Here is a 12,554-nt window from a genome sequence, read left to right as displayed (position 1 = left end):
CCTCTGCGCCATGGACACCCACACTCCACACTTCAGCCCCATTCGTCGTAGCTTTTGCGCTACCGCAGCCCTGGGTATCGCAGCTGGATTCGCTTTGAACGGATGCTCACCCCGGCCCCCCAAGTTTGATAGCACCGACATCACTGGCGCGGACTATGCCAAGGACTTCCAGCTCAAGGATCACGGCGGGAACATGAGAAGCCTGGCTGACTTCCGCGACAAGATCGTAGTGATCTTCTTTGGTTTCACCCAATGCCCGGACGTCTGTCCGACCTCCATGAGCACGATGCCTGGCGTCAAAGAACTTCTGGGAGATCTTGGCAATCGGCTGCAGGTGCTGTTCATCACGGTGGACCCCGAGCGAGACACGCCGCGCTTGCTCAGCGAGTACATGCGGAACTTTGACCCGACATTTCTGGCCCTGCGGCCTGAACCAGCTCAACTCCAAGGACTGGCTGACTCCTTCAAGGTGTACTACCGCAAGGTCCCAGGCAAAACGCCTACCTCGTACACGATGGACCACTCGGCCGGCAAGTACATCTTCGACACCACGGGCAAGGTGCGCCTCTTTTCCAGCTACGGCACAGAGGCCAAAGTCATTGCCAGTGATATCAAGAAGCTTCTTGCTTACAAGTAATGCCGGAGACGTGGATGGATTTGAAAGAACGACCTTGGGCTAGGCCCTTGCGCCGAACCCGGCTACTGCATGTGTCTGCAGCCTTTTGTCTGGTGATGGGCATCAGCACCGAGGCGCTTGGAACAACTGACAAGAAGGTAAAACCCAAGCCAAAACCTGCCGCGCGAGCTGAGCAGCCCCGCGATGGTCTGGCCGAAGCCCGGCTGATTGAGGTGTATCGCCAAATTGGGAATGCCAATACGCAGGATGCGTTGAAGCTGGCCTCCTCATTGGTGGCCGACTATCCCCATTTCCAGCTGGCCCAGTTGGTGCTGGGCGATCTGCTCTCTGCACGGTCACGCCCAATCCAAGGCATAGGGGATGTGCCTGCTGATCTTGCCCAAGCCGGCGCAAAGAATCTGCAGGCACTCCGAGCGGAGTCTCAACTCCGCATTGCGGCCATCAAGGAGCCACCTCCCGCCGATCGGATTCCGGCGCAGTTCGTTGCATTGGCAAAGCGCAACAAGCACGCCATCGCGGTGGACACGGCAAAAGCGCGTCTCTATCTGTTCGAAAACACCGAAGCTGGCCCCCGGCTACTGGCCAACTACTACATATCCGTGGGCAAGGCGGGTGTCGGGAAGAACGTGGAAGGTGATCAGCGGACGCCCTTAGGAGCCTACTTCATCACCAGCAACCTGGACCCTACGAGCTTGAAGGATCTGTATGGGTCTGGAGCGCTTCCAGTGAACTACCCCAACGTACTGGATCTGCGCCGTGGGAAGACTGGGGGTGGTATTTGGCTGCATGGCACCCCGTCCACCCAGTTCACCCGCGCGCCCCAGGCGACGGATGGTTGTGTGGCCGTGGCCAATCCCGATCTTCTGCGGATCATCAACACCGTGGAGATTCGCACCACCCCCGTGTTGATCGGCAGCAACTTCCGCTGGGTCCAACCTTCCCACCTGGGCGCAGAGAAGAAATCTTTTACGGAGACGCTCCAGTCCTGGGCCCAGTCCAAAAGACCGGGCCGCGAGGCAGACATGATGCGGTTTTATGCCAATGACTTCAATGCCGAGGGCAAGGACTTGGTCCGCTTCAGTTCCTCGCTGCGCTCGGAGATTGCTCAACGGGGTGATCGCCCCGTGGAACTCAAAGACGTTTCACTGATTCGCTGGACGGACGATGCCGACACCATGATCGCAACCTTTGACGAACTGGCGGCTGGAGAAAAGACCGGCCGTACCGTGCGCCAGTATTGGCAATGGCGAGGCAATGCCTGGAAGATCATCTATGAAGGCGTGATCGGATAGCCCCAGTGGAAAACCAATTGACTCTGTAGCTACTACAGGTTGAACAATCTATGCCGATGATTTCATCAAGACTCGGAACTATCCAGCCATGCCAATACCAGCCAATAGCAACTTCTACAGTACAGATACTTACCAGCGCCTGATTGAGCACTACCGAAGTGCCGCCCATGAGCCGGATGGGCAGCGTTGGCGGTTGCTGGAAGCCGCCCACATCGTGGGGCAGACACGCTTCTTTCCGCACTTGCAAGTCCATTGTTTAATGCTCTCGCTGGCCTTGGAAAGACGCATGCCGAAGGAGGTGCTGGGACAGCTTTTTAGAATCGCACTGGTTCCCTTGGGGCATCTGTTCAGGCGCCTGCCAATTGGCAACTCTGGCCGCGCGGATATCAGTGCATTCCGGGCGATGGCGCCTTCGACCGAAGTACTCCAAGTGATTGCTGCTGCACGGGCTGCAAATTTTTCCCGCTGATGGGCCTGCATGACCTATTTCAGGGTGGGCATTGATCGATGAAACTGCTTCGAAAAATTGCGCTATTGGTTCTTGTCGAACTGTGCTTTGTGACGGCTCGGGCCCAAGTCGTCGCCACCGAAGCCTGGGCGCGTCCCAGTGATCCCGGTGAAAGATCAGCGCCGGTCTATATGCAGCTTTTGTCACCCAAAGACACGAAGCTCATCTCAGCCCGATCGTCGTCCGCAGAAGCTGTAGAAGTGCATGGGGCGGCTCAGGACAAAGGCGGCAAGACGATGCACCCCGTGGTCGATCTTCAATTGCACGCCGGCAAAACTCTGGAGTTCAAACCGGAGGGCTACCATTTGATGCTTGTGGACGTTAAAAAACCGATCCGTGCAGGGTTTGAGGTGCAGATCACGCTGATCTTTCAGAGTGCGGATGGTGCGCGCGAAGTCGTTTACGTGCATGCGCCTGTGTCACTGACCAAGCCGAAGTAATCTTGCCCGTCAGAGTGGCAAACACGTGTTGTCTGCTTCACTGTCTTCCTGGTAGTTTTTTGGGGCTCTTGGTCTTTCGTGTCCCTAAGACGATAAGAACCAGCAGAAAGCCTCCATGAAGCACCGTGTCTGCAGGCGAATCGGATTGAACGATCGCAACCAGTTGCACTACGCCGATTAAGACCAACAGGAGACGGCCGCCCATTTGCATGGCCGCATCCCGCCTCGTGGGCTTCACCCCTGATGGCAGGTCGTCCCCAACCGTTTTACTTCTTCTTGACATGTGCCTCCAGCTCCGAAAACGTGGGGCGCTCGGTGGAGAACAGAATCTGGCGGCCGAACTCAACCGCTGTGGACGGGTTGTAGCCTTGCATGCTGGCCAGCAGAATGGTCTTGATGCATTGCAACTCTTTGCCGCCTTCCTCAACCTTCTGCTCCAACAGGCCTGCCAAAGGCTCGGCAAAGGCATATGCCAGCAAAATCCCCAGGAATGTTCCCACCAGGGCAGAGCCGATCATCCCCCCCAGTACTGCCGGCGGCTGACCCACTGAACCCATGGTGTTCACAACCCCCAACACCGCAGCCACAATCCCGAATGCAGGCAGTCCGCCCGCAATACGCTGGATGGCAGCGACGGCTGCATGTGCCTCCACATGGTGCGCTTCAATGGCGCCATCCATGATGTTTTCGATCTCGTGGGCATTCAGGTTGCCCGACACCATCATGCGCAAGTAGTCGGTGACGAACTCCACGACGTGGTGGTCAGAGCCCACATTGGGATGTTTCTTGAAAATCTCTGACTGTTCGGGTTCTTCAACGTCTTTTTCGATGGCCATCAGGCCTTCCTTGCGGGCCTTTTGAAGGAGGTCGAACAGAAGTGCCATCAGCTCCATGTAGCGGTCCTTGGTGTACTTGCTGCCTTTGAAGCAAGACCCCAGACCTTTGATGGTGGCCTTGATGACCTTCATCTGGTTGTTGGCGACAAAGGCTCCCACAGTGGCACCACCAATCGTTATCAGCTCAAACGGCAATGCCTTGAGCACAACGCTGATGTTGCCACCGTGAATAATGAACACGCCAAACACGCAGGCGATGCAGATAAGCCATCCGACGATTACAAACATTTCAAATTCCTAGTCTGGAGCAAGTGGTGGCAGCGGGGCCGGAGTGCGGACTCTGTCCGTGGAGAGAGGCGCGAAACGCGCCGCATGGGCAATGCAGAAATGCACAGTGCCCCTCGTTGCAGGGCAATTCATCTGTGACAGTAGGGAGACACGGAAACAGGCGATCTGCGCCGTGTCTAAGGGGATGAATCAAGGTCCAAGGCCACTCAGGTGGCGATGGAGCTTGATGTCAAGAGAGGGCTCGTGGAGGTCGGAGAAGCCCAGCCAAAACCGGCGTTTGCCTCGCGACCGCAAGCGCACCAACTGCGTGTTGAGGGCGAAACACGGACAGTTTTGCGGGTTCATCGCCGATGACCGCGGCGATATCGGCAACAGCGCCGACATGGGCATGAGAAGCGGTATCCGCCTCACCTGTTTTGTGAGCCGTTTGATCAAGGTGGTGCTGATAAAACGCATGTGGCTCACCAGGTGTCTGATAGGAGTCTTCCCGCGCGTGCTGCACCAAACTCAAGGAGCTAAGGACTGCCAGTGACTGCCAAAAAATGACAGCCAATAGGAAAAGAGCGCGGTATTTCCCAGACATCGAAGAAATTCTAGCTTCAATTCCCCAATCCCCCGAACTATCAGCCGGCTGGTTTCCCACATTGCCCGCAGAACCTGGTCCCCACCATCAGCGTGGCCGCACACTGGGTGCAATGGGCAGGCTGCGTGGACTTCCCGCAGGATTGGCAGAACTTGGCATCTGCTGCATTCAGGGTGTTGCAGGCTGCGCAAGCGACTCCACCAAGGTTCGGAGGCCTACTCCCGTAGCTGTCGCCATGGCCACCGTGACGTGGCGCGTGGTGCTCCTCTCGATGATGGCCATGGTGGTTGCCACCGTGACCGCCGCCATGGCCGCCGAATAGTCTGTCGAAAAAGCTCATTGCATTGGTTCCGTTCTCTTACCTAGGGATTGTCTGAATCAGGCCACGCAAACTTCACTTGCGAAGCAAGCGCAGTCCGTTGCCAACCACCAGCAAGCTCGCACCCACGTCCGCAAAAACGGCCATCCACATCGTGCCTGCGCCCGTGAGGGTCAGGACCAGGAACACGGCCTTGATGCCGAGTGCCAGAACAATGTTCTGTACCAACAGCGCATGGGTGCTGCGGGAGAGACGAACAAAACGGGGCAATTTGCGCAGGTCGTCGTCCATCAAGGCCACGTCGGCAGTCTCAATGGCGGTGCCGGTGCCGGCAGCGCCCATGGCAAAGCCAATATCTGCCCGGGCCAGCGCAGGAGCATCGTTAATGCCATCCCCCACCATACCGACGGCTCCACCTTGACCGAGCATGCTTTCGATCACCTTGAGCTTGTCTTCAGGCAACAGATCGCCCTTGGCTTCGTCGATTCCAACTTGATCGGCAATGGCTTTTGCGGTGTGGGCGTTGTCGCCGGTCAGCATGACCGTCTTGATACCCAAGTCGTGGAGTTCAGCGATGGCCTGGCGGCTACTGTCCTTGACGGTATCAGCCACGGCAAACATGCCATGTACCTCCTGGTCGTCGGCCAGCAGAATGACGGTCTTGCCTTGCTCTTCCAGTACAGACAGGCGGGCTTCCAATGCGTTGGAGCAACGGCCTTGTTCGTGGATGAGGCGGTGATTGCCCAAATAGAAGAGCTTTCCGTCAATGACGCCTTTGGTTCCTCGACCCGGCAATGCCTCAAATCCGTCCACATTGCGCAGCACAACGTTGTCTCGCTTAGCCGCCTCGGTGATGGCTTTGGACACGGGATGGTCTGAGCGACCGGCCAAGCTTGCAGCGAGACTGCGCAGTTCGGCCTCATTCATTGCGCTGAGCGTCACAAAGTCAGTTTGCGCAGGTTTGCCGTGGGTAATGGTGCCGGTTTTGTCGAGGGCAATGATCTTGAGCTTGCGGCCATCTTCCAGATAGACGCCGCCTTTGACCAGGATGCCCTGGCGAGCGGCGGCTGCCAGGCCGCTGACGATGGTGACAGGGGTAGAGATCACCAAAGCGCATGGGCAGGCAATCACCAGCAACACCAGTGCCTTGTAAATCCACGCAAACCACAGCCCGCCCAGCAGAAGTGGCGGCACGATGGCCACCGCCAGGGCAATGGCGAACACCACGGGGGTGTAGACGCGGGCAAATTGGTCCACAAAGCGCTGGGTAGGTGCACGCGCGCCTTGTGCTTCTTCCACTGCGTGGATGATGCGCGCCAGGGTGCTGTCGTTGGCAGCGGCAGTCACCAGGTACTCAAACGAACCAGACTCATTGATCGTGCCGGCAAACACCTGGTCGCCTTCGGTTTTTTCTACGGGGAGGCTTTCCCCGGTGATGGGCGCTTGGTTGATGGTCGAACGGCCGCTGACGATTTTTCCGTCCAGGGCGATGCGCTCGCCCGGCTTGATACGGACGCGAGCGTTAACCGCAACCGATTTGGCGGCCATGTCTTTCCAAGAGCCATCGGCTTGCAACACAGTTGCAGTTTCCGGCGTCAGTTGCATCAAGCCGCGAATGGCATTGCGAGCCCGGTCAAGCGACTTGGCCTCGATCAACTCGGCAATGGTGAACAACACCATCACCATGGCGGCCTCTGGCCACTGTCCCAGGAAGAGCGCCCCCGTGACGGCAATGCTCATCAGTGCATTGATGTTGAGATTTCCATTGCGGATGGCAATCCAGCCTTTTTTGTAGGTCGTGATCCCGCATGCGAAGACTGCAACCAATGCCAGCACAGCAGCCATCCAGGTGGGTAACCCGGCCCATTCAACCGCTTCCGAGGCTATCGCGGCCACGCCGGCCAACGCCAAGGGCCACCAAGGTTTGGCAGGTTCCGGTGTCGGCTCTTCCAAAGCGGCGTTTTCAGTGGCGACTTCTGGGGTGAAGCCGAGGGAGCGCACGGCGGCCAGAATGGGTTCCAAGTCTTTCGGTGCGTGGGTGACCGTCAAGACCCGCTGCATTAGGTTGAACTCCAGTCCGCTTACGCCGGCCATGCCGCCCAGCTTCTTGCGCAGGAGCCCCTCTTCGGTGGGGCAGTCCATCTGCATGATGCGGATCGGCGTCTGAACGCCCCCATCACTGCGGGCGGGCTTTGCCAGTGGCACCAATGGCTGAGTAGCCGACGCCTCACTGCTGCAGCAGTCGGTCGCACAAGAGCTGGCCTTGCCCGGTTCTTCCAGTTTGATGGATGGGGCAGCGCAACAAGCGTCATCATGGGAATGGGCGTGCCCATGGCCATGATCTTGGTGATCGTGATCGTGCGAATCGTGTTTATGGGAGGCGGACATAAGGACTTTCCATTGAATATGTCCAAATTACACAACCTGTAGTTACTATAGAGTCAAGACATTTCTGGAGGCCTTCATGAAAATCGGCGAATTGGCCCAAGTGGCGCAGTGCACAGTGGAGACGGTTCGGTACTACGAAAAGGCGGGCCTGCTTCCTGAGCCGGCGCGGACACAGGGAAATTTCCGGATTTACGGTCCTGAACACCTTGAGCGCCTGCGGTTTATCCGCAATTGCCGGGCGCTGGATATGAGCCAAGAGGAAATCCACACTTTGTTGGATCTTGCGGATCAGCCTGCCGATGGTTGTGGCGCCATCAACGATGTCTTTGACCAGCACATTGCTCATGTGAATGAGCGAATTCAGGAGCTCACACATCTCAAGAAGCAGCTTCGGGAGCTACGCGAACGCTGCGCGTCAGAACAGGCGGTCGATTCCTGTGGAATTTTGCAAGGCCTTGCGTCCATGGAGACGGAGGCCAAGATCGAACGCCACACTCATCTGGGTTGAACTCGCCGTTTCAGCCGCACCGAACACACCCATCGCGCATATTCAAATGATATTTTCAAATCGGGCTGCACTTTTTGCTTTGGGGGCCGCCATCTTGTTTGGTGCCAGTACACCGTTTGCCAAATTGCTGGTTGGTGACATGTCGCCCATCCTTCTTGCAGGTTTGCTGTACTTGGGCAGTGGAATCGGGTTAGGTCTAATTCGCTTGATTCGTGATCGTGGGTGGCGAGCATCTGAACTGCCGCCAGGGGAGTGGCCTTGGCTGCTCGGAGCCATCCTGTTTGGCGGTGTATTCGGGCCCTTGGCCTTGATGTTTGGTCTCACAAGCACCAGTGGATCAAGCGCATCCCTCTTGCTGAATCTCGAAGCTGTTTTGACTGCCACCATAGCCTGGCTGGTTTTCAAGGAGAGCGCTGACAAACGTTTGGTATGGGGCATGGTGGCCATCGTGGCTGGCGGTGTTGTGCTGTCGTGGCCAGGCCAGACTTCCAATTCCTTAGACTGGGCCGGGCCGGTGTTGGTTGGGGTCGCCTGCTTGTGCTGGGCTATCGACAACAACCTGACCCGGAAGGTCTCTGCGTCGGACGCGCTCTTCATTGCCAGCAGCAAAGGAGTGGTCGCAGGCTTGGTGAACACTGCGATGGCTGCGATGTTGGATGTTCCTATGCCTGGCTTTGCAACCATTGGCGGGACGATGACCGTGGGCCTACTAGGTTACGGATTCAGTTTGGCAATGTTTGTTTTAGCCCTGCGTGGACTGGGTACTGCGCGCACAGGCGCATATTTTTCGACCGCTCCATTTATTGGAGCCGCTGTGGCACTACTGATGTTGGGAGAGCCCACCGGACTTGCATTCTGGGCGGCAGCTGCGCTTATGGGGATAGGTGTATGGCTGCATTTGACGGAAATCCATGACCACATGCATGCCCATGAGCCCATGCAGCATACGCACTCGCATTCACACGATGCGCACCACCAGCACACACATGACTTTGAGTGGAGTGGCGACAAGGCCCATGTGCACCCCCACACGCATGACATCTTGCACCATCATCACAGGCATTTCCCTGATATCCACCATCGACACGGTCATTCTTGAGTATGGGACTCAAAGCAGATTTTGACGAGGTTACGCAGCACTGGGATCGTTCACCATGGAGAGTGAAGGTGTTCCTTAGTGTCGCGTTGTTTCTGGCGACCAGTTCGCTGGCGTCCTTGTCAGAGGTCGTTTTTAAGTGGAAAGGCTTCGTACTCGACGCACTGGTGTTCTACCGCAGCAATCTTTCTCAGCCGGTTGCCGAGCTGCTCACAAAGGTTTTCGCGCACACATTCCCGGAGAACTTCGTTGATTGCGCTGTGCTTTTGGGGTTATTTCACGGAGCGCTTATTCGTGCATTGCTTCTAAGACGCGGAAAACCTTTGACCCGAATCTCCGATTTGGGTTACTTGGTGTTCTCATACCTAGGAATGCTTTATCTGACGGCGAAACCAACCGTCCCTGCAACCTCATCGATTCCCACGAAGGAGTCTTCCGTATGGATTCTTTATCCCGCGTTTGTGGTCCTGCTGTATCTTTTGACGAAAGGGGCTGAGCGGATTCTGGCCATGTCGTACATGCTCATCCCTGTTGTTGGCGTCGGGATCATCGCCGCTGTTTCCGCAGGTTTGGCGCGATGAATCCGTGTATCAACTGTCGGTACTGACCAGTGATCATTGGTAGCACAGATCTATTTGAAACTCATTAAGTAGCTACTTAGCGGTTAGTAGCTACTTTGGCACCTTAAGCATGACACAGAGTCCAAACCCCAATGCAAGGCTGGTTGCCATACTGCAGGTCGAAAAAGAAGCCCGAGTTCAGTGCCAAGAACCGGGCTGTGCCCATGGGGTATACCGAGCCATTCATGTTGTCGATGAAAACGGCAAGTTGACGGTGCTGGGCTCGACTTGCTTTGCCAAGCGGTTTGGTGGGGCCAATGCACTTGGTCAAGCCAAGTTTGGCGGTGGCAGTGGACGTTTGTTGACTACAGCAGAGCGCGAACTTCTACGGGGCAACACTGCGGCTCTTCTGGACTTGCTGGAGAAAGAGCAGCAGATGCACGCCCAGATCATGCAAGACAAGTTGCGAGCACTGCATGCAGCCTTTCATAGCCGTAAACCCTTGGTGGAGCCAAGCCCCAGACCCCAGCGAGAAGATGCACAACGCTTTGGTATTCCTTGGACCTGGGCCAAACCCTTGTCTTCCATTGCCTATTTGCCGATGCGGGATGGTACCGCCTGGGTGCGGGTTCAACATCGAAACGGTGAGCACCTGCTGATGCCCTGGCCCACGTTCGAGGGATGGGATGAGGCGCTTCCAAGCAGCGTCGGTGTGGCCGATCCAGAACTTGGTGGCTTGCGGGTGCATGATTTGGCCGAATCGATCAAATATTTGAAAGCCAAGGCCAGATTTATGCGGGTCGGGATTTGGCGCGAAGTCATTGGCCCGTCCAAAACAGAAAAATGACATATCGCATTTGATAATCCACCATTATCAAATCTCAATATTTCTGAAATTTCAATCTTGCACTCCATGAAACTGGTATGTATTATCGTGGTATGTAATTAGTATCAAATAAAGGTAAGTCATGGCCAGGTCAGGAATTTACAAATCTGAGGTCGTACGGGCACGCAGTAAGCTGTTGGCCACTGGAATCAACCCGTCCATTGACGCAATTCGAACCGAATTGGGCACTGGTTCCAAGACCACTATCCACCGATATCTGAAGGAAATTGAAGAGGAAGAAGGCGGTGCAACCGGCACCAAAGTGGCCGTCAGTGAGGCTATCCAGGACTTGGTTGGCCGCCTGGCAGCTCGGCTGAATGAGGAAGCGGATGCCCGTTCGACCGAGGCCCTAGCCGTCAGCGCAGCCAGTCTTGCTTGGGCTCAGAAAGAAAACACTGCGCTAAAGGTAGAGAGCCAGACAGTACGCGACCAATTGGAGCAGGTACAGCGCAGCCTTGCAGGTGAAAAGGCCGATCACACCAAGACCCAGAATGCACTGTCGAGCAAGACACTTGAGGTCACGGAGCTCAACCAGAGGGTCCTGGGCCTGCAGGAGCGGCTGGAGGCCGAAGAACGGCACCGGCAATCGTTGGAGGAAAAGCACCAGCATGCCCGCGAAGCACTGGAGCACTTCCGCACCTCCGCCAAGGAACAGCGGGAGCAGGAGCAGCGGCAACATGACCAGCAAGTGCAGTACTTGCAGTCCGAGTTGCGCAAGGTAACCGATACCCTGACCGGCAAGCAGCAGGAACTCATGCGGGCCCAGCAAGAAGGCGTCCGACTGATTGGAGATCTGACGCGGGTACAAGCCGAGCTGCATCAGGCCCAAGAAGAGCTGAGAAAGTTGCGACCACTGAAAGATGCGCTGGCGTTCGAACAGCGGCGAACCGAAGGGTTGGGCCAAAAGTTGGTGGTGGAAGCTGCTGCCAATCAAACTCTGACGACCAACATCGGCGAAATACAGGCCAAATTCACAGCGCTACAGGAGGTAAATCAGGGCCTGGAGTTGGATCTGGCTGTAGCAAAGGCTGCCGTATTAGCTCAAGAAGGCGTTGTGGCCAGCATGCTGCAGCGCCTCAGCGCGACAACACCTGCACCAGAAGCCGGCACTCTATAATTTGCTCAACATAGCCGCCACGCCTCTTAACAATGCGCAACCTTGGCGGCTTTTTCTTGCCTGGGTGGGACTATTTGGAAAGATGGCGCCGTACGTCTGCGACCATGACGCCCACAGCCTTTACTGCAGCGCGCAACTGAGTTTCCGTGCATTTGAACTCTGTGCACCAATGCTTGACTTCCCAGGGTTCGTTTACGTTCACACGGGAACGGTCTTGCGGACCGCGCTTGCTCAAATCGTCAGCCATGGCATCTCCTTGGATATTTTCTCCGAGCGTGACCACGCTCAGTTGAAAGCCATTCTTACGGGAGAAGTTGGTGCTTGGATATCCCCCAAACGGGTGAATTTGCGAAAAATCCTTAAATGATTCGGATGTGGACAGCGGTTTACCAACCACGTTCACCCGTTTGGGGGATTTGCAGACCCGCATGTACACGTCAGACTCGCCAGCAGCGAATCGAGCAGCCACATAGATGGATCAGCGCTGGACTGTGCCCACGCAGACCGTGGGAATGTTTTGGTGAGACCCCCATGAAGAAAATCGTTTTGTTCGCGCTCTTGCTGGTATCCAGCCTCGTTTTTGCGCACTCCGGCGGGACCGACAAAGACGGCTGTCACAACGATCGGAAAGCGGGAACACGACACTGTCATTGAACCATCCTGCTGTGTTGGGAGGTGCGGTTCCATAAACCTCTCTGCCATCGAAGGCGCTTACATGGATGCGTCGGTACTTCAACTACAGAGATGGCGTTTGGACACCATAGGTAGTGTCTTGCCTTGTATCCAAACACCATATACAGTGGTGTTGCGCTTTCTTTCCAAAAAGAAAAGGGGTCTTTATATGGCAACCAATTCAAAACAAACATCACCTTCTGTGGCTTCCCTTGCGGGAAAGACGCTGCAAAGCGGCAATGCTTCACAGGTGCAGAAGCAACTTGCTGCCTCTGCCTTGGCTCAGGCACGTACCGGGAAGCAAACTGGCGCAGCGATTGAAGCTACGGCGTCAAAGGCCTTGCGCAGCAGCTCCGCCAGTGCCACAACCCAGAAACTGGCCGGCTCGGTGGTTTCGCAGTCCAACCGCAAGCGCTGAAAAAGG

17 protein-coding genes are annotated in these 12,554 nt (G+C 56.2%); 13 read left to right on the top strand and 4 right to left on the bottom strand.

The genetic code is table 11. From position 1 onward, the window contains the following. Nucleotides 1–10 precede the first annotated feature (10 nt). The 4 genes from ACOAP0_RS08990 (at nucleotide 11) to ACOAP0_RS08975 (ending at nucleotide 2,877) form a co-directional block, all read left to right on the top strand. A complete protein-coding gene (locus ACOAP0_RS08990) occupies nucleotides 11–637 on the top strand; it encodes an SCO family protein (protein ID WP_498377748.1) in 627 nt (208 codons plus the stop codon). A 14-nt stretch (nucleotides 638–651) separates the two neighbouring features. Then, nucleotides 652–1,929: a L,D-transpeptidase family protein gene (locus tag ACOAP0_RS08985; protein WP_498377749.1), complete on the top strand. Its 1,278-nt coding sequence runs from the start codon at nucleotides 652–654 to the stop codon at nucleotides 1,927–1,929. A gap of 88 nt (nucleotides 1,930–2,017) precedes the next feature. Then, complete coding sequence (locus ACOAP0_RS08980) at nucleotides 2,018–2,398, top strand: DUF3703 domain-containing protein (protein WP_498377750.1); 381 nt, start codon at nucleotides 2,018–2,020, stop codon at nucleotides 2,396–2,398. A gap of 38 nt (nucleotides 2,399–2,436) precedes the next feature. Then, nucleotides 2,437–2,877 (top strand): copper chaperone PCu(A)C, encoded by a 441-nt coding sequence (locus ACOAP0_RS08975; RefSeq protein ID WP_498377751.1) that lies wholly within the window; start codon nucleotides 2,437–2,439, stop codon nucleotides 2,875–2,877. Between the two features lie 266 nt (nucleotides 2,878–3,143). Here the strand turns inward: ACOAP0_RS08975 and motA are convergent, their stop codons facing one another. Further along, a complete protein-coding gene (gene motA, locus ACOAP0_RS08970; RefSeq protein ID WP_214123542.1) occupies nucleotides 3,144–4,001 on the bottom strand; it encodes a flagellar motor stator protein MotA in 858 nt (285 codons plus the stop codon). Nucleotides 4,002–4,278: 277 nt separating this feature from the next. Here motA and ACOAP0_RS08965 point away from each other — a divergent pair, with 277 nt between their 5' ends. Beyond that, nucleotides 4,279–4,533: a hypothetical protein gene (locus tag ACOAP0_RS08965; protein WP_498377752.1), complete on the top strand. Its 255-nt coding sequence runs from the start codon at nucleotides 4,279–4,281 to the stop codon at nucleotides 4,531–4,533. Between the two features lie 91 nt (nucleotides 4,534–4,624). Here the strand turns inward: ACOAP0_RS08965 and ACOAP0_RS08960 are convergent, their stop codons facing one another. Further along, complete coding sequence (locus ACOAP0_RS08960) at nucleotides 4,625–4,756, bottom strand: double zinc ribbon domain-containing protein (protein WP_498377813.1); 132 nt, start codon at nucleotides 4,754–4,756, stop codon at nucleotides 4,625–4,627. On the opposite strand from ACOAP0_RS08960, the gene ACOAP0_RS08955 reads away from it, so the two are divergent. Beyond that, a complete protein-coding gene (locus ACOAP0_RS08955; protein ID WP_498377815.1) occupies nucleotides 4,697–4,906 on the top strand; it encodes a hypothetical protein in 210 nt (69 codons plus the stop codon). The two genes, ACOAP0_RS08960 and ACOAP0_RS08955, sit on opposite strands and share 60 nt — an antisense overlap. Before the next feature lie 72 nt (nucleotides 4,907–4,978). On the opposite strand, the gene ACOAP0_RS08950 is transcribed toward ACOAP0_RS08955, so the two are convergent. After that, complete coding sequence (locus ACOAP0_RS08950) at nucleotides 4,979–7,291, bottom strand: heavy metal translocating P-type ATPase (protein WP_498377753.1); 2,313 nt, start codon at nucleotides 7,289–7,291, stop codon at nucleotides 4,979–4,981. A 76-nt stretch (nucleotides 7,292–7,367) separates the two neighbouring features. On the opposite strand from ACOAP0_RS08950, the gene cadR reads away from it, so the two are divergent. From cadR to ACOAP0_RS08925, 5 genes are all read left to right on the top strand, one after another. Next, the gene (cadR, locus tag ACOAP0_RS08945; RefSeq protein ID WP_498377754.1) at nucleotides 7,368–7,799 is read left to right on the top strand and encodes a Cd(II)/Pb(II)-responsive transcriptional regulator; all 432 of its coding nucleotides are present in this window, start codon (nucleotides 7,368–7,370) and stop codon (nucleotides 7,797–7,799) included. A 46-nt stretch (nucleotides 7,800–7,845) separates the two neighbouring features. Further along, nucleotides 7,846–8,898 (top strand): DMT family transporter, encoded by a 1,053-nt coding sequence (locus tag ACOAP0_RS08940; protein ID WP_214123601.1) that lies wholly within the window; start codon nucleotides 7,846–7,848, stop codon nucleotides 8,896–8,898. A 2-nt stretch (nucleotides 8,899–8,900) separates the two neighbouring features. Then, nucleotides 8,901–9,476 carry a hypothetical protein gene (locus ACOAP0_RS08935; protein WP_214123537.1) on the top strand — a complete coding sequence of 192 codons (576 nt, stop codon included), beginning with the start codon at nucleotides 8,901–8,903 and terminating at the stop codon, nucleotides 9,474–9,476. Nucleotides 9,477–9,585: 109 nt separating this feature from the next. After that, a complete protein-coding gene (locus tag ACOAP0_RS08930) occupies nucleotides 9,586–10,302 on the top strand; it encodes a hypothetical protein (RefSeq protein WP_498391383.1) in 717 nt (238 codons plus the stop codon). Between the two features lie 121 nt (nucleotides 10,303–10,423). After that, nucleotides 10,424–11,458 (top strand): DNA-binding protein, encoded by a 1,035-nt coding sequence (locus ACOAP0_RS08925; RefSeq protein WP_498377756.1) that lies wholly within the window; start codon nucleotides 10,424–10,426, stop codon nucleotides 11,456–11,458. Nucleotides 11,459–11,528: 70 nt separating this feature from the next. Here the strand turns inward: ACOAP0_RS08925 and ACOAP0_RS08920 are convergent, their stop codons facing one another. Next, complete coding sequence (locus ACOAP0_RS08920) at nucleotides 11,529–11,705, bottom strand: DUF3606 domain-containing protein (protein ID WP_214123534.1); 177 nt, start codon at nucleotides 11,703–11,705, stop codon at nucleotides 11,529–11,531. Nucleotides 11,706–11,821: 116 nt separating this feature from the next. On the opposite strand from ACOAP0_RS08920, the gene ACOAP0_RS08915 reads away from it, so the two are divergent. Together ACOAP0_RS08915 and ACOAP0_RS08910 are read left to right on the top strand one after the other, a co-directional pair. Next, nucleotides 11,822–12,112, top strand: a complete 291-nt coding sequence (locus ACOAP0_RS08915; protein ID WP_498391381.1) for a YHYH domain-containing protein — start codon at nucleotides 11,822–11,824, stop codon at nucleotides 12,110–12,112. 187 nt (nucleotides 12,113–12,299) lie between these two features. Next, nucleotides 12,300–12,548 (top strand): hypothetical protein, encoded by a 249-nt coding sequence (locus ACOAP0_RS08910; protein ID WP_294766581.1) that lies wholly within the window; start codon nucleotides 12,300–12,302, stop codon nucleotides 12,546–12,548. Nucleotides 12,549–12,554: the final 6 nt, after the last annotated feature.

The sequence above is a fragment of the Curvibacter sp. Hmag1.1 genome (genome assembly GCF_059769165.1).
Note: the sequence above shows the minus strand (reverse complement) of the source record. Positions and strands in the feature narration are given on the sequence as shown.

What these genes read in the sequence shown, in the direction of transcription:
- ACOAP0_RS08990 (WP_498377748.1), top strand. Translation starts at nt 11, where the DNA reads ATGGACACCCACACTCCACACTTCAGCCCCATTCGTCGTAGCTTTTGC.
- ACOAP0_RS08985 (WP_498377749.1), top strand. Translation starts at nt 652, where the DNA reads ATGGATTTGAAAGAACGACCTTGGGCTAGGCCCTTGCGCCGAACCCGG.
- ACOAP0_RS08980 (WP_498377750.1), top strand. Translation starts at nt 2,018, where the DNA reads ATGCCAATACCAGCCAATAGCAACTTCTACAGTACAGATACTTACCAG.
- ACOAP0_RS08975 (WP_498377751.1), top strand. Translation starts at nt 2,437, where the DNA reads ATGAAACTGCTTCGAAAAATTGCGCTATTGGTTCTTGTCGAACTGTGC.
- motA (WP_214123542.1), bottom strand. Translation starts at nt 4,001, where the DNA reads ATGTTTGTAATCGTCGGATGGCTTATCTGCATCGCCTGCGTGTTTGGC.
- ACOAP0_RS08955 (WP_498377815.1), top strand. Translation starts at nt 4,697, where the DNA reads ATGGGCAGGCTGCGTGGACTTCCCGCAGGATTGGCAGAACTTGGCATC.
- ACOAP0_RS08950 (WP_498377753.1), bottom strand. Translation starts at nt 7,291, where the DNA reads ATGTCCGCCTCCCATAAACACGATTCGCACGATCACGATCACCAAGAT.
- cadR (WP_498377754.1), top strand. Translation starts at nt 7,368, where the DNA reads ATGAAAATCGGCGAATTGGCCCAAGTGGCGCAGTGCACAGTGGAGACG.
- ACOAP0_RS08940 (WP_214123601.1), top strand. Translation starts at nt 7,846, where the DNA reads ATGATATTTTCAAATCGGGCTGCACTTTTTGCTTTGGGGGCCGCCATC.
- ACOAP0_RS08935 (WP_214123537.1), top strand. Translation starts at nt 8,901, where the DNA reads ATGGGACTCAAAGCAGATTTTGACGAGGTTACGCAGCACTGGGATCGT.
- ACOAP0_RS08930 (WP_498391383.1), top strand. Translation starts at nt 9,586, where the DNA reads ATGACACAGAGTCCAAACCCCAATGCAAGGCTGGTTGCCATACTGCAG.
- ACOAP0_RS08925 (WP_498377756.1), top strand. Translation starts at nt 10,424, where the DNA reads ATGGCCAGGTCAGGAATTTACAAATCTGAGGTCGTACGGGCACGCAGT.
- ACOAP0_RS08920 (WP_214123534.1), bottom strand. Translation starts at nt 11,705, where the DNA reads ATGGCTGACGATTTGAGCAAGCGCGGTCCGCAAGACCGTTCCCGTGTG.
- ACOAP0_RS08915 (WP_498391381.1), top strand. Translation starts at nt 11,822, where the DNA reads ATGATTCGGATGTGGACAGCGGTTTACCAACCACGTTCACCCGTTTGG.
- ACOAP0_RS08910 (WP_294766581.1), top strand. Translation starts at nt 12,300, where the DNA reads ATGGCAACCAATTCAAAACAAACATCACCTTCTGTGGCTTCCCTTGCG.